Origin of the sequence: Microbacterium hatanonis, from assembly GCF_008017415.1 — a bacterium.
GTDB lineage: Bacteria > Actinomycetota > Actinomycetes > Actinomycetales > Microbacteriaceae > Microbacterium > Microbacterium hatanonis.
This window is the reverse complement of sequence record NZ_VRSV01000001.1, coordinates 1,211,784-1,229,909: the sequence shown is the minus strand read 5'-3', so window position 1 is coordinate 1,229,909 and position 18,126 is coordinate 1,211,784. Positions and strand designations below refer to the sequence as shown.

General features: G+C 68.9%; 13 protein-coding genes and 1 tRNA gene. 11 read left to right on the top strand and 3 right to left on the bottom strand.

Annotated elements, in window-relative coordinates; genetic code table 11:
* The first annotated feature begins 2 nt into the window (after window positions 1-2).
* From gltB to FVP77_RS05900, 5 genes are all read left to right on the top strand, one after another.
* On the top strand, window positions 3-4,583 hold the full coding sequence (gene gltB / locus FVP77_RS05920) for a glutamate synthase large subunit (RefSeq protein WP_147893670.1): 4,581 nt from the start codon (window positions 3-5) through the stop codon (window positions 4,581-4,583).
* Window positions 4,576-6,042: a glutamate synthase subunit beta gene (locus tag FVP77_RS05915; RefSeq protein ID WP_147893669.1), complete on the top strand. Its 1,467-nt coding sequence runs from the start codon at window positions 4,576-4,578 to the stop codon at window positions 6,040-6,042. The genes gltB and FVP77_RS05915 overlap by 8 nt, the downstream gene beginning before the upstream one ends.
* 49 nt (window positions 6,043-6,091) lie before the next feature.
* A complete protein-coding gene (gene pyk / locus FVP77_RS05910) occupies window positions 6,092-7,540 on the top strand; it encodes a pyruvate kinase (RefSeq protein ID WP_147893668.1) in 1,449 nt (482 codons plus the stop codon).
* 64 nt (window positions 7,541-7,604) lie between these two features.
* Window positions 7,605-7,687 (top strand) — tRNA-Leu (locus tag FVP77_RS05905).
* Between the two features lie 100 nt (window positions 7,688-7,787).
* Window positions 7,788-8,405 (top strand): ANTAR domain-containing response regulator, encoded by a 618-nt coding sequence (locus FVP77_RS05900; protein ID WP_116646635.1) that lies wholly within the window; start codon window positions 7,788-7,790, stop codon window positions 8,403-8,405.
* A 56-nt stretch (window positions 8,406-8,461) separates the two neighbouring features.
* Here FVP77_RS05900 and FVP77_RS05895 read toward each other — a convergent pair whose 3' ends face one another.
* A complete protein-coding gene (locus FVP77_RS05895; protein ID WP_147893667.1) occupies window positions 8,462-8,893 on the bottom strand; it encodes a hotdog fold thioesterase in 432 nt (143 codons plus the stop codon).
* Window positions 8,894-8,948: 55 nt separating this feature from the next.
* On the opposite strand from FVP77_RS05895, the gene polA reads away from it, so the two are divergent.
* From polA to FVP77_RS05870, 5 genes are all read left to right on the top strand, one after another.
* Complete coding sequence (gene polA, locus FVP77_RS05890) at window positions 8,949-11,588, top strand: DNA polymerase I (RefSeq protein WP_147893666.1); 2,640 nt, start codon at window positions 8,949-8,951, stop codon at window positions 11,586-11,588.
* A gap of 9 nt (window positions 11,589-11,597) precedes the next feature.
* On the top strand, window positions 11,598-13,271 hold the full coding sequence (locus FVP77_RS05885; protein WP_147893665.1) for a DUF885 domain-containing protein: 1,674 nt from the start codon (window positions 11,598-11,600) through the stop codon (window positions 13,269-13,271).
* A gap of 64 nt (window positions 13,272-13,335) precedes the next feature.
* Window positions 13,336-14,370, top strand: a complete 1,035-nt coding sequence (locus FVP77_RS05880) for an LLM class flavin-dependent oxidoreductase (RefSeq protein WP_147893664.1) — start codon at window positions 13,336-13,338, stop codon at window positions 14,368-14,370.
* A gap of 25 nt (window positions 14,371-14,395) precedes the next feature.
* Entirely contained in the window at window positions 14,396-15,745 is a 1,350-nt protein-coding gene (locus FVP77_RS05875; RefSeq protein WP_147893663.1) for an MFS transporter, read from the top strand.
* 18 nt (window positions 15,746-15,763) lie between these two features.
* Window positions 15,764-16,525 carry an SGNH/GDSL hydrolase family protein gene (locus tag FVP77_RS05870; RefSeq protein ID WP_147893662.1) on the top strand — a complete coding sequence of 254 codons (762 nt, stop codon included), beginning with the start codon at window positions 15,764-15,766 and terminating at the stop codon, window positions 16,523-16,525.
* Here FVP77_RS05870 and FVP77_RS05865 read toward each other — a convergent pair.
* Entirely contained in the window at window positions 16,509-17,072 is a 564-nt protein-coding gene (locus FVP77_RS05865) for a dihydrofolate reductase family protein (RefSeq protein WP_147893661.1), read from the bottom strand. The genes FVP77_RS05870 and FVP77_RS05865 overlap by 17 nt on opposite strands.
* 239 nt (window positions 17,073-17,311) lie before the next feature.
* Between FVP77_RS05865 and FVP77_RS05860 the strand changes: the two genes are divergently transcribed.
* Window positions 17,312-17,566 carry a DUF6458 family protein gene (locus FVP77_RS05860; protein ID WP_121149527.1) on the top strand — a complete coding sequence of 85 codons (255 nt, stop codon included), beginning with the start codon at window positions 17,312-17,314 and terminating at the stop codon, window positions 17,564-17,566.
* Here FVP77_RS05860 and FVP77_RS05855 read toward each other — a convergent pair.
* Window positions 17,536-18,084 (bottom strand): ASCH domain-containing protein, encoded by a 549-nt coding sequence (locus FVP77_RS05855; protein ID WP_246133992.1) that lies wholly within the window; start codon window positions 18,082-18,084, stop codon window positions 17,536-17,538. The two genes, FVP77_RS05860 and FVP77_RS05855, sit on opposite strands and share 31 nt — an antisense overlap.
* Between the last annotated feature and the right edge of the window lie 42 nt (window positions 18,085-18,126).

Here is an 18,126-nt window from a genome sequence, read left to right as displayed (position 1 = left end):
GTATGCCTTCGAGCCCTCGTTCCGTCGCCGCCGTCGGCGGCGCGTTCCCCGCTAAGCAGGGGATGTACAACCCGGCCTTCGAGAAAGACGCGTGCGGTCTGGCCATGGTGGCGACCCTCCGCGGCGAAGCCGGCCACGACATCGTCGAGCTGGCGCTGACGGCGCTGCGCAATCTCGAACACCGCGGCGCCATCGGCTCCGACGCCGGCACCGGCGACGGTGCGGGCATCCTGACGCAGATGCCGGACGCGTTCCTGCGCGCCGTCGTCGACTTCGACCTGCCTCCGATGGGGGAGTACGCGGCAGGAATGATCTTCCTGCCGCTCGAGAGCGAGGCCCGCGCCGACATGAAGGCGGGGATCGAACGGCTCGCGGCGGCAGAGAACCTCGTCGTGCTCGGCTGGCGCGAGGTGCCCACCGACGACGAGCATCTCGGAAAGCTGGCCTTCGAGGCACGCCCGGCCTTCGAGCAGCTGTTCGTGTCCCGCCCGGCCGTCGGCGACGCCGCGGCGCTGTCGGGTATCGACCTCGATCGCCGCGTCTACCGGCTGCGCAAGCGCGCGACCATCGAGCTCAACGCCTACTTCGTGTCGCTGTCCAGCCGCACGCTCGGCTACAAGGGCATGGTCACGACGCTGCAGCTCGAGCCGTTCTACCCCGACCTCCAGGACGAGCGGTTCGTGTCGGAGCTCGCCGTCGTCCACTCCCGGTACTCGACCAACACCTTCCCGTCGTGGCCGCTCGCTCAGCCGCTGCGAATGCTGGCCCACAACGGTGAGATCAACACCGTCAAGGGCAACCGCAACTGGATGCGTGCGCGCCAGTCGCAGCTCGAGTCGGAACTGCTCGGCGACATCCGGCCGCTGCTGCCCATCTGCACCGACGGCGCGAGCGACTCCGCCTCGTTCGACGAGGTGCTGGAGCTGCTCACCCTCACCGGGCGCAGCCTCCCGCACGCGGTCATGATGATGGTCCCCGAGGCATACGAGAAGCAGGCGACCATCGCGCCCGATCTGCGCGCCTTCTACGACTACCACTCCATGCAGATGGAGCCCTGGGACGGCCCGGCCGCCCTCATCTTCACCGACGGCACGCTCGTCGGGGCGACGCTCGACCGCAACGGCCTCCGCCCCGGTCGCTGGACCGAGACGACCGACGGACTGGTCGTGATCGGCAGCGAGACGGGTGTGCTCGACTTCGCGCCCGAGCGCATCAAGAGCCGCGGCCGCCTGCGTCCCGGGCGCATGTTCCTCGTCGACACCGCCCAGGGCCGCATCGTCGACGACTCGGAGATCAAGGCGGAGCTCGCCGCGCAGGAGCCGTGGCAGGAATGGCTCGACGCCGGTCGCGTGCGCCTGTCCGAGCTGCCCGAGCGCGAGCACATCGTGCACCCGATCGCGTCGATCACCCGCCGCCAGCGCACCTTCGGCTACACCGAGGAGGAGGTGCGCATCCTCCTGACCCCGATGGGCCAGAAGGGCGCCGAACCGCTCGGCGCGATGGGCAGCGACACTCCGGTCGCCGTGCTCAGCGAGCGCCCCCGCCTCCTCTTCGACTACTTCACCCAGCAGTTCGCGCAGGTCACGAACCCGCCGCTGGACTCGATCCGCGAAGAGGTCGTGACCTCGCTCGCCCTCGGGCTCGGCCCCGAGCGCAACCTGCTGCAGTGGGGCGCCGACCACACCCGCACCGTGACGCTCGACTTCCCCGTGATCGACAACGACGAGCTCGCGAAGATCCAGCACATCGACACCGCCCTCCCCGGGCGCTCGTCGGTGACGATCCGCGGTCTCTACCGCGTCGAGGCCGGCCACAAAGGCATGCAGAAGCGGCTCACGCAGATGTGCCGCGAGGTCGACCACGCGATCGAGGACGGCGCCGAGTTCATCGTGCTCAGCGACCGCGACTCGAACAAGGACCTCGCGCCGATCCCGTCGCTGCTCATGCTCGCGGCCGTGCACCACCACCTCATCCGCAACGAGACCCGCATGAAGGTGGGACTCGTCGTGGAGGCGGGCGACGTCCGCGAGGTGCACCACGTCGCGACCCTCATCGGCTACGGCGCCTCCGCGGTCAACCCGTACCTGGCGATGGAGACCGTCGAGTACCTCGTGCGCGCCGGACGCATCACCGACGTCACCCCGCAGAAGGCCGTCAAGAACCTGATCTACGGCCTCGGCAAGGGCGTGCTGAAGATCATGTCGAAGATGGGCATCTCGACCGTGTCCTCCTACGCGGGAGCCCAGGTCTTCGAGGCCATCGGTCTCTCGCAGGAGCTCGTCGACGCCTACTTCACGGGCACCGAGACGAAGCTCGGCGGCATCGGCATCGACGTCATCGCGGCGGAGAACGCCGCGCGCCACGCCTATGCGTACCCCGAGGACGCCGCGGTGCGCGCTCACGAGCGACTGTGGACCGGTGGCGAGTACCAGTGGCGGCGCGACGCGGAACCGCACCTGTTCAACCCCGACACCGTCTTCCGTCTGCAGCACGCCACCCGCGAGCGGCGCTACGACATCTTCCGCGAGTACACGAAGCTCATCGACGACCAGGCGCAGGAGCTCAAGACGCTCCGCGGCATGTTCGGCCTCCGTCATGGGGTGCGGCCACCGGTGCCCCTCGACCAGGTCGAGCCGGTCTCGGCGATCGTGAAGCGCTTCTCCACCGGAGCGATGAGCTACGGCTCGATCTCCCAGGAAGCGCACGAGACCCTCGCTGTCGCGATGAACAGCATCGGCGCGAAGTCGAACACCGGAGAGGGCGGCGAAGACGTCGACCGCCTGCTCGACCCGGTGCGTCGTAGCGCCATCAAGCAGGTCGCCTCGGGTCGCTTCGGCGTGACGAGCCTCTACCTGACGCAGGCCGAGGACATCCAGATCAAGCTCGCCCAGGGCGCGAAGCCCGGCGAGGGCGGCCAGCTGCCCCCGACGAAGGTCTACCCGTGGGTGGCGCGCACGCGCCACGCCACCGCCGGCGTCGGACTCATCTCCCCGCCGCCGCACCACGACATCTACTCGATCGAAGACCTCAAGCAGCTCATCTTCGACCTGAAGCGGGCGAACCCCGAGGCGCGCATCCACACGAAGCTCGTCAGCCAGTCGGGCATCGGCGCGGTCGCGGCCGGCGTCGCCAAGGCGCTCAGCGACGTGATCCTCGTCTCCGGACAGGACGGCGGCACGGGCGCGAGCCCGCTGAACTCGCTGAAGCACGCGGGCACCCCGTGGGAGCTGGGTCTGGCCGAGACGCAGCAGACGCTGATGCTCAACGGCATGCGCGACCGGGTGGTCGTGCAGGTCGACGGTCAGCTGAAGACCGGTCGTGACGTGATCGTCGGCGCCCTGCTCGGTGCCGAGGAGTTCGGATTCGCGACCGCACCGCTCGTCGTCTCGGGCTGCATCATGATGCGCGTCTGCCACCTCGACACCTGCCCGGTCGGGGTCGCCACGCAGAACCCCGTTCTGCGATCGCGTTTCACCGGCAAGCCGGAGTTCGTCGTGAACTTCATGGAGTTCATCGCCGAGGAGGTGCGCGAGTACCTCGCCGAGCTCGGCTTCCGCTCGCTCGACGAGGCCATCGGCCACGCCGAGCTCCTCGACGTCGACGGCGCCCTCGACCACTGGAAGGCGAGCGGTCTCGACCTCGCGCCGATCCTCGAAGGCCCCCGCTTCGCGGACGACGTTCCCCGCCGTCACGGCCGGGAGCAGAACCACGAGCTGGAGGAGCACTTCGACGTGCAGCTCATCGAGCGCGCGCAGGACGTGATCGCCCACGGCGGGCACATCGAGATCGACCTGCCGATCCGCAACACCGAGCGCGCCGTCGGAACCATGCTCGGCCACCGCGTCACGCGCGCGCACGGCGAGAACGGGCTGCCTCCCGGATCCATCGAGGTGCGCCTCACCGGTTCGGCGGGCCAGTCGTTCGGAGCGTTCATGCCCTCCGGCATCACGCTCCGCCTCGAAGGCGACTCGAACGACTACGTCGGCAAGGGACTCTCGGGCGGGCAGATCGTGATCCGGCCGCCGCGCGACTCGGTCTTCGCCGCATCCGAGAACGTCATCGCCGGCAACGTCATCGGGTACGGCGCGACGCAGGGGTGGATGTTCCTGAATGGCGTGGTGGGGGAGCGGTTCTTCGTCCGCAACTCCGGCGCCACCGCCGTCGTCGAGGGCGTGGGCGACCACGCGCTCGAATACATGACGGGCGGTCTCGCCGTGATCCTCGGCGCGACCGGTCGCAACCTCGGGGCGGGCATGTCGGGCGGAACGGCCTACATCTACAAGCTCGACGAGGCCCTCGTGAACCGCGAGGCCCTCACCTCGGGCGAGCTCGAACTCGGTGCGCTCGGTTCCGGCGACGCCGAGATGCTGCGCGACCTGCTCGAGCAGCACCGTGCCGAAACGGGTTCGACCCTCGCGGGCCAGCTCCTCGACGACTTCGAGGCAGAGCTCGCCAACTTCGTCCGTGTGGTGCCGCGCGACTACGCCGCGGTGCTGCAGACGCGTCAGACCGCCGTCGACGAGGGGCTCGACCCCGACGGAGACGTGGTCTGGAGCCGCATTCTGGAGGTGACGGGTGGCTGACCCGAAAGGTTTTCTGAAGGTCACGGACCGTGAGGTGCCCGCTCGGCGCCCCATCCCCGTGCGCATCATGGACTACAAAGAGGTCTACGAGCCCGGCGATTCCGCCGTGCTCCGTCGTCAGGCGGGCCGCTGCATGGACTGCGGCATCCCGTTCTGTCACAAGGGCTGCCCGCTCGGCAACCTGATCCCGGAGTGGAACGACCTCACCTGGCGGGGGGAGGGCCGCTCGGCGATCGAACGCCTGCACGCGACCAACAACTTCCCCGAGTTCACCGGACGCCTGTGCCCCGCCCCCTGCGAGAGCTCGTGCGTGCTCGGCATCAACCAGCCGGCCGTGACGATCAAGCAGATCGAGGTCTCGATCATCGACGAGGCGTTCTCGAACGGCTGGGTCGAGCCCGAGCCCCCGGGGCGTCTGACCGGTAAGACCGTGGCCGTCGTGGGCTCCGGCCCCGCCGGACTCGCCGCCGCCCAGCAGCTCACCCGCGCGGGCCACACCGTCGCCGTGTACGAGCGCGACGACCGCATCGGCGGCCTGCTGCGCTACGGCATCCCCGACTTCAAGATGGAGAAGCGCCACCTCGAGGCACGCCTGCGGCAGATGCAGGACGAGGGCACCCGCTTCCGCGCCGGCGTCGAGATCGGCAAGGACATCACGTGGGACGCCCTGCGCGCCCGCTACGACGCGGTCGTCGTCGCCACCGGCGCCACGCTGCCGCGCGACCTGCCGATCCCCGGTCGCGACCTCGACGGCGTCCACTTCGCCATGGAGTACCTCGTCGAGTCGAACAAGGCCGTCGCGGGCGACCAGGTGCCGCACCAGATCTCGGCCGAGGGCAAGCACGTCGTCGTCATCGGCGGCGGCGACACCGGCGCCGACTGCATCGGCACCGCGCACCGCCAGGGTGCGCTCAGCGTCACGAACCTCGCGATCGGCAAGCAGCCGCCCGAGGAGCGCCCCGAGACGCAGCCGTGGCCCATGACGCCGACGCTGTTCGAGATGGCCTCCGCGCACGAGGAGGGCGGCGAGCGGATGTTCCTGGCATCGACCGTCGAGTTCCTCGGCAACGTCTCGGGCGAGGTGCGCGCGCTGCGCGTGGCCGAGACCGAGTACGTCGACGGACGCCGCATCCCCAAGAGCGGCACCGAGCGGGAGATCCCGGCCGACCTCATCCTCATCGCGATGGGCTTCACCGGTCCCGAGCGCACGCAGCTCGAAGACCAGCTCGGCGCGCAGTTCACCGGGCGCGGAGCCGTCGAGCGCGACTCGACCTACGCGACCACGGCACCGGGCGTCTTCGTCGCCGGCGACGCGGGTCGCGGACAGTCGCTCATCGTGTGGGCCATCGCCGAGGGGCGTGCCGCGGCCGCCGAGGTCGACCGGTTCCTGATGGGTTCCACCGAGCTTCCCGCTCCGGTGCGTCCTTCCGATGTCGCGATCGGCCTTCTGCCCGCGTAGGCTGGCCGAGGCCTTCCACCCGACCCCCATCTTTCGGAGAAAAATACCGATGAGACGCGCCAAGATCGTCGCAACGCTAGGACCCGCCACATCGACCTATGAGAGCGTTCGCGCGATCATCGACGCGGGTGTCGACGTCGCCCGTCTGAACCTCAGCCACGGCGACTACTCCGTGCACGAGGGCAACTACGCGAACGTGCGTCGGGCCGCCGACGACGCCGGCAAGCCGGTCGCGATCCTCGTCGACCTCCAGGGGCCGAAGATCCGCCTCGGTCGCTTCTCCGACGGCCCCCACGAGCTGGCCGCCGGTGACATCTTCAAGATCACCGTCGAAGACATCGCCGGCACCAAGGAGATCGTCTCGACGACCTTCAAGGGCCTGCCCCAGGACGTGAAGCCCGGCGACTACCTCCTGATCGACGACGGCAAGGTGCGCGTCCAGGTCATCGAGACCGACGGCGTGACCGTGACCACCGAGGTCATCGTCGGGGGTCCGGTCTCCAACAACAAGGGCATCAACCTCCCGGGCGTGGCCGTCAACGTGCCCGCGCTGTCCGAGAAGGACGAGGACGACCTCCGCTGGGGTCTGCGCACCGGCGCCGACCTCATCGCGCTCTCCTTCGTCCGCGACGCGTCCGACATCGAGCGCGTTCACGTGATCATGGCCGAGGAGAACCGCACGGTTCCCGTCATCGCGAAGATCGAGAAGCCGCAGGCCGTCGACAACCTCGAGGCCATCATCGACGCGTTCGACGGCATCATGGTCGCCCGCGGCGACCTGGGCGTCGAGCTGCCGCTCGAAGCGGTGCCGATCGTCCAGAAGCGCGCGGTGGAGCTTGCCCGCCGGATGGCGAAGCCCGTCATCGTCGCGACGCAGATGCTCGAGTCGATGATCACGAACCCGGTGCCCACCCGCGCCGAGACCAGCGACGTCGCCAACGCCGTCCTCGACGGCGCCGACGCGGTCATGCTCTCGGGCGAGACCAGCGTCGGACAGTACCCGGTCGTCGTCGTCGAGACGATGGCCCGCATCGTGGCCTCCACCGAGGAGCACGGTCTCGACCGCATCGCACGCCTGACGACCAAGCCGCGCACCCAGGGCGGGGCGATCACGCTCGCCGCGATCGAGGTCGCCGAGTTCGTCGAGGCCAAGTACCTCTGCATCTTCACCGAGTCGGGCGACTCCGCGCGCCGCATGTCGCGCCTGCGCTCGCCCATCCCGATGATCGCGTTCACGCCCGAGCCGGGCATCCGTCGTCGTCTCGCCCTCACCTGGGGCGTGCGTTCGACCCTGGTGGAGCACGTCGAGCACACCGACATGATGTTCCTCCAGGTCGACGACTACTTCCTCTCGAACGACCTCGCGAAGGTCGGCGACAAGGTCATCGTCATCTCCGGTTCCCCTCCGGGAATCGCGGGGTCGACCAACGACCTGCGCGTGCACAAGATCGGCGACGCCGTCCACGGTGCGGCGCCCATCTATCAGCGCGAAGCCTGATCCCTCGCACGGGCGTCCGGGTTCTCGGACGCCCGTGCGATATGGTTCGGATGCTGAAGTGCTCGCCGGTGTGGCGGAACGGCAGACGCGGGGCACTCAAAATGCTCTGTCCGAAAGGGCGTGTGGGTTCGAATCCCACCACCGGCACTCCAGTGAGAAGTCCATCGTCCGTGAATTCGGCTCCTGGCTCTTTCCCCCCACCCCGGGTATCGGCGGGTATGCCGACCCCCTGTCTTAGGATGAATACGTGACTGACCTAGATCCGGGCACCGCCCCCGTGGCATCCGCCCCCCGCCGTGTCGTGGTCGCGGAGGATGAGTCGCTCATCCGCCTCGACATCGTCGAGATCCTGCGTGACAACGGCTTCGACGTCGTCGGCGAGGCGGGCGACGGGGAGACCGCGGTTCAGCTCGCCACCGAGCTGCGCCCCGACCTCGTCATCATGGACGTGAAGATGCCGCAGCTCGACGGCATCAGCGCTGCCGAGCGTCTGAGCAAGAACCACATCGCCCCGGTGGTGCTGCTGACGGCGTTCAGCCAGAAGGAGCTCGTCGAGCGCGCCAGCGAGGCGGGTGCACTCGCCTACGTGGTGAAGCCCTTCACCCCCAACGATCTGCTCCCCGCGATCGAGATCGCCCTGGCCCGTTACGACCAGATCATCACGCTCGAGGCCGAGGTCGCCGACATGGTCGAGCGCTTCGAGACGCGCAAGCTCGTCGACCGCGCCAAGGGTCTCCTGAACGAGAAGATGGGTCTCACCGAGCCCGAGGCCTTCCGCTGGATCCAGAAGGCGTCCATGGACCGCCGCCTGACGATGCAGGACGTGGCCAAAGCCATCATCGAGCAGCTCGCGCCGAAGAAGTAGCGCGACCTCATCAGAACCTCACCGAAGAACGGATGCTGAGAACCAGCATCCGTTCTTCATTTCTGCGGGGCGTCCTTAATGTGGTTCGTGATGCGGACCGTCGAGCAGCGACGGCCCTGCTCGTCGGTCACGACGATCTCGTGGACCGTGATCGAGCGACCGAGGTGGATCGGCGTGCAGACCCCCGTGACGATGCCCGAGGTCGCCGATCGCGTGTGGGTCGCGTTGATGTCCACGCCGACCGCGAGCCTCCCCGGCCCGGCGTAGAGGTTCGCCGCCATCGAGCCCAGCGACTCGCCGAGCACGACATACGCGCCGCCGTGCAGCAGTCCAACCGGCTGCGTGTTGCCCTCCACGGGCATCGTGGCGACCGCGCGCTCCACGCTGAACTCGACCCACTCGAAGCCCATCTTCTCGGCGAGGGAACCCATTCCGCGCCCCCTCACCCATTCGAGACCGGAGGGGGAGTCGGAAACGGTCTCGGTCATGATCGCCTTCGCTCGGTGACGGATGAGTGTCGTCGGGCCTCGTTAGCATTGACGAGTGACGGACTCCGGAAAGCCTACTCTTCTCGTCGTCGACGGCCATTCTCTGGCCTACCGGGCGTTCTACGCCCTCCCCGTCGACAACTTCTCGACGAAGGACGGGCAGCACACCAATGGCATCTACGGATTCCTGTCGATGCTCGTGAACCTGATCAAGGCCGAGCAGCCCACACACCTGGCCGTGGCCTTCGACACGTCCCGGCAGTCGTTCCGCACCCGCGAGTACACCGAGTACAAGGCGAACCGCTCCGAGACACCGGCCGAGTTCAAGGGCCAGATCCCGATCCTCCAGGACTGCCTGGCGGCGATGAGCATCCCCGTCATCCAGAAAGAGGACTTCGAGGCCGACGACATCCTCGCGACCCTCGCGACCCAGGGCGCCGCCGCCGGCTTCCACGTGCTCGTCTGCTCGGGAGACCGCGACACCATCCAACTCGTCACCGACGACGTGACGCTGCTCTATCCGAACGTGCAGGGCGTCTCGCAGTTGAAGCGCTACGACCCGTCCGCCGTCGTGGAGAAGTACGGTCTGCCGCCGGCCCAGTACCCCGAGATCGCCGCGCTCGTCGGCGAGACGAGCGACAACCTCCCGGGCGTCCCGAAGGTCGGTGAGAAGACCGCCGTGAAGTGGCTGACCCAGTACGGCTCGCTCGACGCGCTGCTCGAGAACGCCGACAAGGTGACCGGGGTCGTGGGCAACAACCTGCGCGAGCACCTCGACGACGTTCGGCGCAACCGGCACCTGAACCGTCTCCTCACCGACGTCGAGCTTCCTCTGGCTCCCGCCGATCTCGCCGTTCGCCCCATCGACGCTCAGGCCGTCCGCGATATCTTCGCGCGACTCGAGTTCCGCACCCTCCTGCCGCGCGTGTTCGAAGCGGCCGGGGTCGACCAGTCCTCGGGGAGCAGCGCCGATGCGCCCACCGCCGAGGCCCCCGCCTCTCCCGAGCTCGACGCGGCGGCGCTGGCCGCCTGGGCGGAGTCCGCCCAGGGACAGGTCGGTGTCACCGTGGTCGTCGCCGGCGGGCGCCCGACGCGCCTGGGGCTCGCGACGGCGGATGCTGCGGCCGAGGGGGAGTGGACCCCCGAGCTGTCGGCGGCCATCGCGCCCTGGCTCGCCTCCTCCGCGCCGAAGGTCTTCGCCGATGCCAAGCCGCAGCTGAAGGCCCTCTCGCGCGCCGGTCTCGACGTCGACGGGCTCGTGTTCGACGTCATCCTCGCCGGGTGGCTCCGGCGCCCGAGCTTCCCCGACAAGACCCTCGCCGACCTCGTCGACCGCTACCTGGGCGAGAAGCTGCCCGAGGCCGACCCGACCCAGCTCGTACCCGAGACCGAGGGTGCGACGCCGGGGCAGGTCTCGTGGTTCACGCTCCGCGTCGCCGAAGCGCTGGCCGCCGAGCTTCCCGACAGCGTCCGGGAGGTGTTCGACACGATCGAGCTGCCCACCCTTCGCACGCTCGCCGCCATGGAGCTGGCGGGCGTCGCCGTGTCGCACGACAAGCTGTCGTCGTTCTCGGCCGAGCTGGGCTCGCGCGCCGACCGGCTCGCCGAGCAGGCGTACGCGGCGATCGGCCACGAGGTGAACCTGGGCTCTCCCAAGCAGCTCCAAGAGGTGCTGTTCGAGGAGTTGCAGCTACCCAAGACCCGCAAGACGAAGACCGGCTACTCGACGGATGCCGCGGTGCTCGCCGATCTGCAGGACTCTCACCCGCACGCGTTCCTCGATCTGCTCCTGCAGCACCGCGAAGCGACGAAGCTGCGGCAGATCATCGACTCCCTCGACGTCGCGATCGACGACGGGGGCCGCATCCACACCACGTACGTGCAGACCGGCAGCCAGACCGGGCGCCTGTCGAGCACCGACCCCAACCTCCAGAACATCCCGATCCGCAACGAGGAGAGCCGTCGCATCCGCGCCGCGTTCGAAGTGGGCGAGGGATACGAGACCCTTCTCACCGCCGACTACTCGCAGATCGAGATGCGCATCATGGCGCATCTGTCCGGCGACCCCGGCCTCATCGAGGCGTTCAACTCGGGCGAGGACCTCCACCGGTTCGTCGGCGCGCGCGTCTTCGGCGTCACGCCCGAGGAGGTGACCGCCCCGATGCGTACGAAGGTCAAGGCGATGTCGTACGGCCTCGTCTACGGCCTGTCGGCGTTCGGACTCTCGAAGCAGCTGCGCATCGAGCAGAGCGAGGCGAAGCAGCTGATGATGGAGTACTTCGCGCGATTCGGCGCCGTGCGCGACTACCTCCGATCCTCGGTGGAGCAGGCTCGCGTCGACGGCTACACCGAGACGATCTTCGGCCGTCGCCGCCCGTTCCCCGACCTGACGAGCCCCAACCGAGTGCTCCGCGAGAACGCCGAACGTGCGGCCCTCAACGCCCCCATCCAGGGCAGTGCGGCCGACATCATGAAGATCGCGCTCTTCCACATTCACGACGATCTCGTCGCCGCCGGCATGCGGTCCCGCGTGCTGCTGCAGATCCACGACGAGCTCGTGGTCGAAGTCGCCGCGGGGGAGTGGCAGCAGACCGAAGAGATCGTCCGCGCACGCATGGGCGATGCCGCCACGCTGTCCGTCCCGCTCGACGTGCAGATCGGGCGCGGGGGTGATTGGGACGAGGCGGGTCACTAGGCTCGAATGATGACCGACGCTCCCCGTAACCCCACCCCGATCGACGCGATCGCAGACGCCTGGGTCGACACTCTCGCCGAGATCTCGCCGACGACGGCGACGTACATCGGCCGATCCGAGTTCAACGACCGCTACGGCGACTACTCGCCCGACGGTCACGCGCAGTACATCGGTGCCGTCCGCGACACGATCTCGAAGCTCGAGAGCGCGCAGCCCGTCGACGCGATCGACGCGGTCACCCAGGAAGACCTGCTGCGCGAGCTGAAGCTCGACGTCGAGCTCGACGATGCCCGGTGGCACCTGCGCGACCTGAACGTCATCGCCTCTCCCGCGCAGGACATCCGTCAGGTGTTCGACCTCATGCCGACGTCTACCGTCGACGACTGGTCGGTGGTGGCCACGCGCATGCGCGCGCTGCCGGCGGCCATCGAGGGCTACGTCGAGACGCTCAAGGAAGGCATCGCGCAGGGTGTGGTGCCGGCGCGTCGCCAGGTCGTCGAGGTGGCGACGCAGATCGCCCGCTACACCTCCGACACCGGCTTCTTCACCGAGTTCGCCGGCGACGCCGCCCCCGAGTCGGGGCAGCTGCCGGCCTCGCTCGCCCGCGAACTCGCCGACAGCGCGAACGCGGCGCGCGTCGCCTACGACGCGCTGGGCCGGTTCCTGACCGGCGAACTGGCTCCCGTGGCGACCGAGAAGGATGCGGTCGGACGTGAGGTGTATCCGCTGCACTCGCGCCGCTTCCTGGGCGCCACGATCGACCTCGACGAGACCTACGAATGGGGCGTCGAAGAACTCGCCCGCATGGTCGCCGAGCAGGAGGCCATCGCGAACGAGATCCTGCCCGGAGCCACCGTGGAGGAGGCCGTCGCGTTCCTGGAGAACGACCCGGCGCGCAAGCTTCACGGCACCGAGGAGCTCCAGCAGTGGATGCAGGTGACGAGCGACCGCGCCGTCGCCGAACTGGGCGCGACCCACTTCGACATCCCGGAGCCCATTCGCCGTCTGGAGTGCATGATCGCGCCGACGCGCGAAGGGGGCATCTATTACACCGGCCCGACCGACGACTTCTCCCGCCCTGGCCGGATGTGGTGGTCGGTGCCCGAGGGCGTCAACGACTTCGACACGTGGCGCGAGCTCACGACCGTCTACCACGAGGGTGTTCCCGGTCACCACCTGCAGATCGCGCAGGCGGTCTACAACCGCGCGCAGCTCAACTCCTGGCGCCGGCTCCTGGCCGGTACGTCGGGTCACGCCGAGGGGTGGGCGCTCTACGCCGAGAGGCTCATGGAGCAGCTCGGGTTCCTCGACGACCCCGCCGACCGGCTCGGGATGCTCGACGGGCAGCGCATGCGGGCCGCTCGCGTCGTGCTCGACATCGGTGTCCACCTCGAGAAGCCGCGTCTGTCGGGCGACGGGGTCTGGGACCACGACTACGCGCTCGACTTCATGCGACGCAACGTCAACATGTCCGACGAATTCGTGCAGTTCGAGGTCAACCGTTACCTCGGGTGGCCGGGCCAGGCGCCGTCCTACAAGGTCGGCCAGCGCATCTGGGAGCAGGCGCGCGACGAAGACCGCGACCGGCGCGGCGACGCGTTCGACATCAAGGACTTCCACAAGCGCGCGCTCGACATCGGAGGTGTCGGCCTCGACACCCTTCGCAGCGCGTTGAAGAGCTGAGACGGAACGGGAATAGCCCGCGGGCACGGTAGGTTCATTCAGGCGAATAGAAAAGAGGCTTGGCGTGGACACAGTGGAACTCGGGCTCGACACCTTCGGTGACATCTCTCGGGGTGACGACGGCATTCTTCTGAGCGACGCTCAGACGATTCGGAACGTCGTCGACCAGGCGGTGCTCGCCGACCAGGTGGGGCTGTCGTTCTTCGGCGTGGGGGAGCATCACCGCAAGGACTTCGCGGTGACGAGCCCCGAGATCGTTCTCGCCGCAGCCGCCGCCCGCACGAACGCGATCCACCTCGGTACCGCGGTGACGGTCCTCTCATCAGACGACCCCGTGCGCGTCTACGAGCGGTTCGCGACGCTCGATGCCGTCTCGAACGGGCGCGCCGAGGTCATCCTCGGACGCGGCTCGTTCATCGAGTCGTTCCCCCTTTTCGGCTTCGACCTGCGCGACTACGAGGTGCTCTTCGAGGAGAAGCTCGACCTCTTCTCCCAGCTCCTGCTCGAGAAGCCGTTGACGTGGTCGGGCACGACGCGCGCACCGCTCGACGCGGCCGATGTCTACCCGAAGACGGAGAACGGGCTCACCGCCTGGGTCGGCGTCGGCGGCTCGCCCGAGTCGGTCGTGCGCGCTGCGCGCTACGGATTCGGATTGGTGCTGGCCATCATCGGTGGCCCGTCTCACCGTTTCGCGCCCTTCGCCGACCTCTACCGGCGATCGCTCGAGTCGTTCGAGCGGCCGACACTGCCGATCTCGGTGCATTCGCCGGGCCACATCGCCGAGACCGATCAGCAGGCCTGGGACGAGGCCTACGAGGGGGTCGCCGAGCTGAACAACGTCATCGGCGCGGAACGGGGATGGCCGACGTACAACCGTCTCCGCTTCCAGCACGATGTCGGCCCCGAAGGAGCCCTGTACGTCGGATCGCCCGAGACGGTGGCACGGAAGATCGCAGACACCGTTCGCACGATCGGCGCGTCGCGCTTCCAGATGAAGTTCGCCAGCGGGTCGCTCGCGCACTCCAAGCTCGTGTCGAGCATCGAGCTCTACGGCACCCGGGTGCTCCCGCTCGTGCACGACATGCTGGCCTCCGACTGAGCCCCGCTGCTCCTACGCTGTCTCCATGAGCGACGCGCCGCCGTCTACTGCTCCGACCATCTCGGAGCAGCTCGACGACCTTCCTTTCACCCGTCGGCACCTGAAGATCCTCAGCGGATCGGGAATCGGGTGGGCTCTCGACGCGATGGACGTCGGGCTCATCTCCTTCATCATCGCCACCCTCGCTGTGCAGTGGAGTCTGCAGCCGGGGGAGACGGCGTGGATCGCGTCGATCGGCTTCGTCGGGATGGCGATCGGGGCGAGCGTCGGCGGGCTCCTGGCCGACCGGTTCGGTCGTCGCCAGGTGTTCGCCCTGACGCTCGTCGTCTACGGCATCGCGACGGGCGCCAGCGCGCTGGTCGGCGGGCTCGTCGCCCTGCTGATCCTGCGATTCTTCGTCGGCCTCGGTCTCGGTGCGGAGCTGCCGGTCGCGTCCACCTACGTGAGCGAGTTCGCTCCCGCCCGCATCCGCGGACGCATCATCGTCTTCCTCGAGGCGTTCTGGGCCGTGGGATGGACCGCCGCCGCGCTGATCGGTTTCTTCGTCATCCCCACGTCACCCGACGGATGGCGGTGGGCCTTCGCGCTCGGTGCGATCCCCGCCGCGTACGCCCTGATCGTGCGGTGGGGTCTCCCCGAGTCGCCGCGGTGGCTGGCCCGCCGCGGGCGGTCGACCGCAGCGGCTGCCATCGTGGCCGATCTGCAGCGATCGGCCGGCCGTCTGCCGTCGGCGCCGCCCCTGTCCGACACGACTCCTGCGGCGGCGAAAGACGCCGGCGGGCGTCTCGCAGCGCTGTGGACTCCGGAGTTCCGACTGCGCACCGCGAGCCTCTGGGTGCTCTGGTTCTGCGTCAACTTCTCGTACTACGGCGCGTTCATCTGGATCCCCACCATTCTGGTCTCGCAGGGGTACGACCTCGTGCGCTCGTTCGGGTTCACCCTCGTCATCACGCTCGCCCAGCTGCCCGGCTATGCGGTGGCCGCCTGGCTGATCGAGGTCTGGGGGCGCCGCGCGACGCTCGCCGTGTTCCTCGCCGGCTCCGCGGTCTCGGCCGTGCTGTTCGGAACGGCGACCGGGGAGGTCTCAGTGATCGCCGCGGGCATGGCTCTGTCGTTCTTCAACCTGGGTGCCTGGGGAGCGCTGTACGCCGTGTCGCCCGAGACGTATCCCACGTCGCTTCGCGCCACGGGATCGGGATGGGCCGCCGGCATCGGACGCATCGCGTCGATCCTCGCGCCCCTGTCGGTGCCGCCGCTTCTCGCGTGGGGCGGCGCCCCGCTCCTCTTCGTCGTGTTCGCGGCGTTCTTCGCGGTGGCGGTGGTGGCATCGTTCGGGGTCGCCGACCACCGGGGCCGCGCACTCGACGACCGCTGACGCGCCTAGGCTGAGCACGTGGCATCTGTTCGCTTCGTCGCCATCGGCGACTCCTTCACCGAAGGCGTCGGCGACGAGCTGCCCGACGGCACCGTCCGAGGCTGGGCCGATCTGGCGGCACAGGGATGGGCGGATGCGGCGGGCGAGTCGATCTCGTACGCCAACCTCGCCATCCGCGGCAAGCTCGCCGCCCCGATCGTCGAGGAGCAGCTCGAACCGGCACTCGCCCTCGGGCCGACGCACCTGTCGTTCAACGGCGGCGGCAACGACATGCTCCGGCCGAGGGCCGATATGGAGCGCATCGCCGACCTGTTCTCGCGCGTCAAGGACCGATGCGACGAGGCCGGCGTGCAGCTCATCTTCCTGTCGGGCGCCAATCCGTCGTTCCATCTGCCTCTCGGTCGCGTGGTGCAGCGCCGTGGCGACCTGCTGTCGGAGGCGGTGCTCGCGCGCGTCTCGGACCGGCCCGACATCGTGCGAGCGCTCAACTGGCCGGACACCGAGTTGTCGCAGGAGTCGTACTGGTCGCCCGACCGTCTGCACATGAACGAGCGCGGGCACCACCGCGTGGCCGCCCGCGTCATCGATGCGCTCGGCTACACCCCGCCGGCGGAGTGGTGGTCGCTTCCCACCCGTGACGGGATGGTCGTGCCGCGCGGCGCCGCGTACTACCGCGAGCACGTGGCCCCCTGGGTGCGACGACGACTGACCGGGCGCTCGTCGGGTGACGGTCGTCAAGCCAAGTTCGCCGACTGGGTCGAACTCACCCCCGCGGGCTGACCCGGTACACGAGCTCGGCGAGCTGCCCCTTCTGCTGCACCTGCTCGAGGTGGAGCCGGTCCGACTCGAGGCGGCGGGGGAGCAGGGGCCTGCCCGACGGGAGAACGGCCGGGGCGACTGAGACGCGCACCTCGTCGAGACGGTCGATATCGGCGAACTGACCCACGAGATCGCCGCCCCCGACGATCCAGACGTCCTTCCCCGCTGCCGCCTCGATGACCGTCTCCACCCAATCGGCTGCGGGTCCTTGCACGAAGGTCACGTCGGCGCCCTCGGGGGTGCGGAGCTGCCGGTGGGTGACCACGAAGCACGGACGCGATCCGTACGTCGCCGCCCACGACCCCGGATTCTCCTCCTCGTCGTTCGCCCACACCCACTCGTAGGTCGTGGCTCCCATGACGAAGGCTCCGACCCCGTCGAGGAACCTCGCGAAGTCGTCCTCTGCCTCCGGCGCTCCGGGCACGGCGAAGAGCCAGGCGAGCGAGTCGGCGTCGTCGGCGAGGAAGCCGTTGAGAGTCGTGGCGGTGTTGTAGACGATCCGAGTCATGGTCGTCAGAGTAGGGCCAGCCTCCGACAGGAGCCGCCGCGAGGCGCTCGCACACCGTGAGACATCTCTATCGGCTCAGACAGCCCGCCAGGCGCGATGTGTCGGCCGATCGCGATGTCTGACCCGTGGGCCGCGGTCACACTCGCAGCATCCGGCCTGTGTCAAGCCCTCGCCGCGTCGGGCCCCAGCCTGCCATCGTGTCGATGTGCGGCACGTGCCGCCTCGAGAGGAGTGCTGTCATGAGCATCGGAGCCGGAATCGCGCTGTTCGTCATCGGCGCCATCCTCGCGTTCGCCGTCAACGTCGACGTGCCGGGGGTCAACCTCGACATGATCGGCTACATCCTCATGGGCGCCGGCGCGCTCGTCTTCCTCATCGGCATCATTCTCATGGCGCGTCGCCGCCAGACGGACACCGTCACACGTACCGCCGTCGATCCGGCGGCGGGGGAGCGCGTCACCCGTCAGACGACGCGGTCCGACGACACACTCTGACGCTCGCCGTACCCCGGGTCGGCCAGCGCCGGCGGCCACACGACGGCGAAGCGCTCGAAGACGATCTCGTCGTCCTCCGACCAATCCCGGCCCTGGGCCTCGCTCACGCGGGTCCAGTAGACCCGGTGCTCCCGGCGCCAGCTGTCCAGAGTCAGGTCGTCCTCACCCTCGTCCGCCGCGAAGGCGGCATCGACGGATGCGAACGTGCCGATCCGCAACTCGGTGCTGCGGATGACGATGCGGGGAACACCGCGGCCGTCGCACGCGATCCAGTGCGAGCCGATGCGCGGAACGGGGTCGCCTCGTTCGAGGAAGTCGGCGACCAGCTCGGACGTCGCACGCTTGCGTCCCGAGAGGACATGGGCGAGCAGCTCATCGGCGAGGCGTACCGTGTCGCCGAAGTGCTCGATCGTGTACTCCGGCGAGGCCGCGACGGCTGCGGGGTGCGCTGCGGTGTAGTCGGCCCAGATCTCCTCGCCTGCTCGACGGTCGGGAGGGGCGACGCGCTCGGAACTCACCGCCCAATGGTGTCACGATCGAGGGGCATCCCCGGCCGGAAG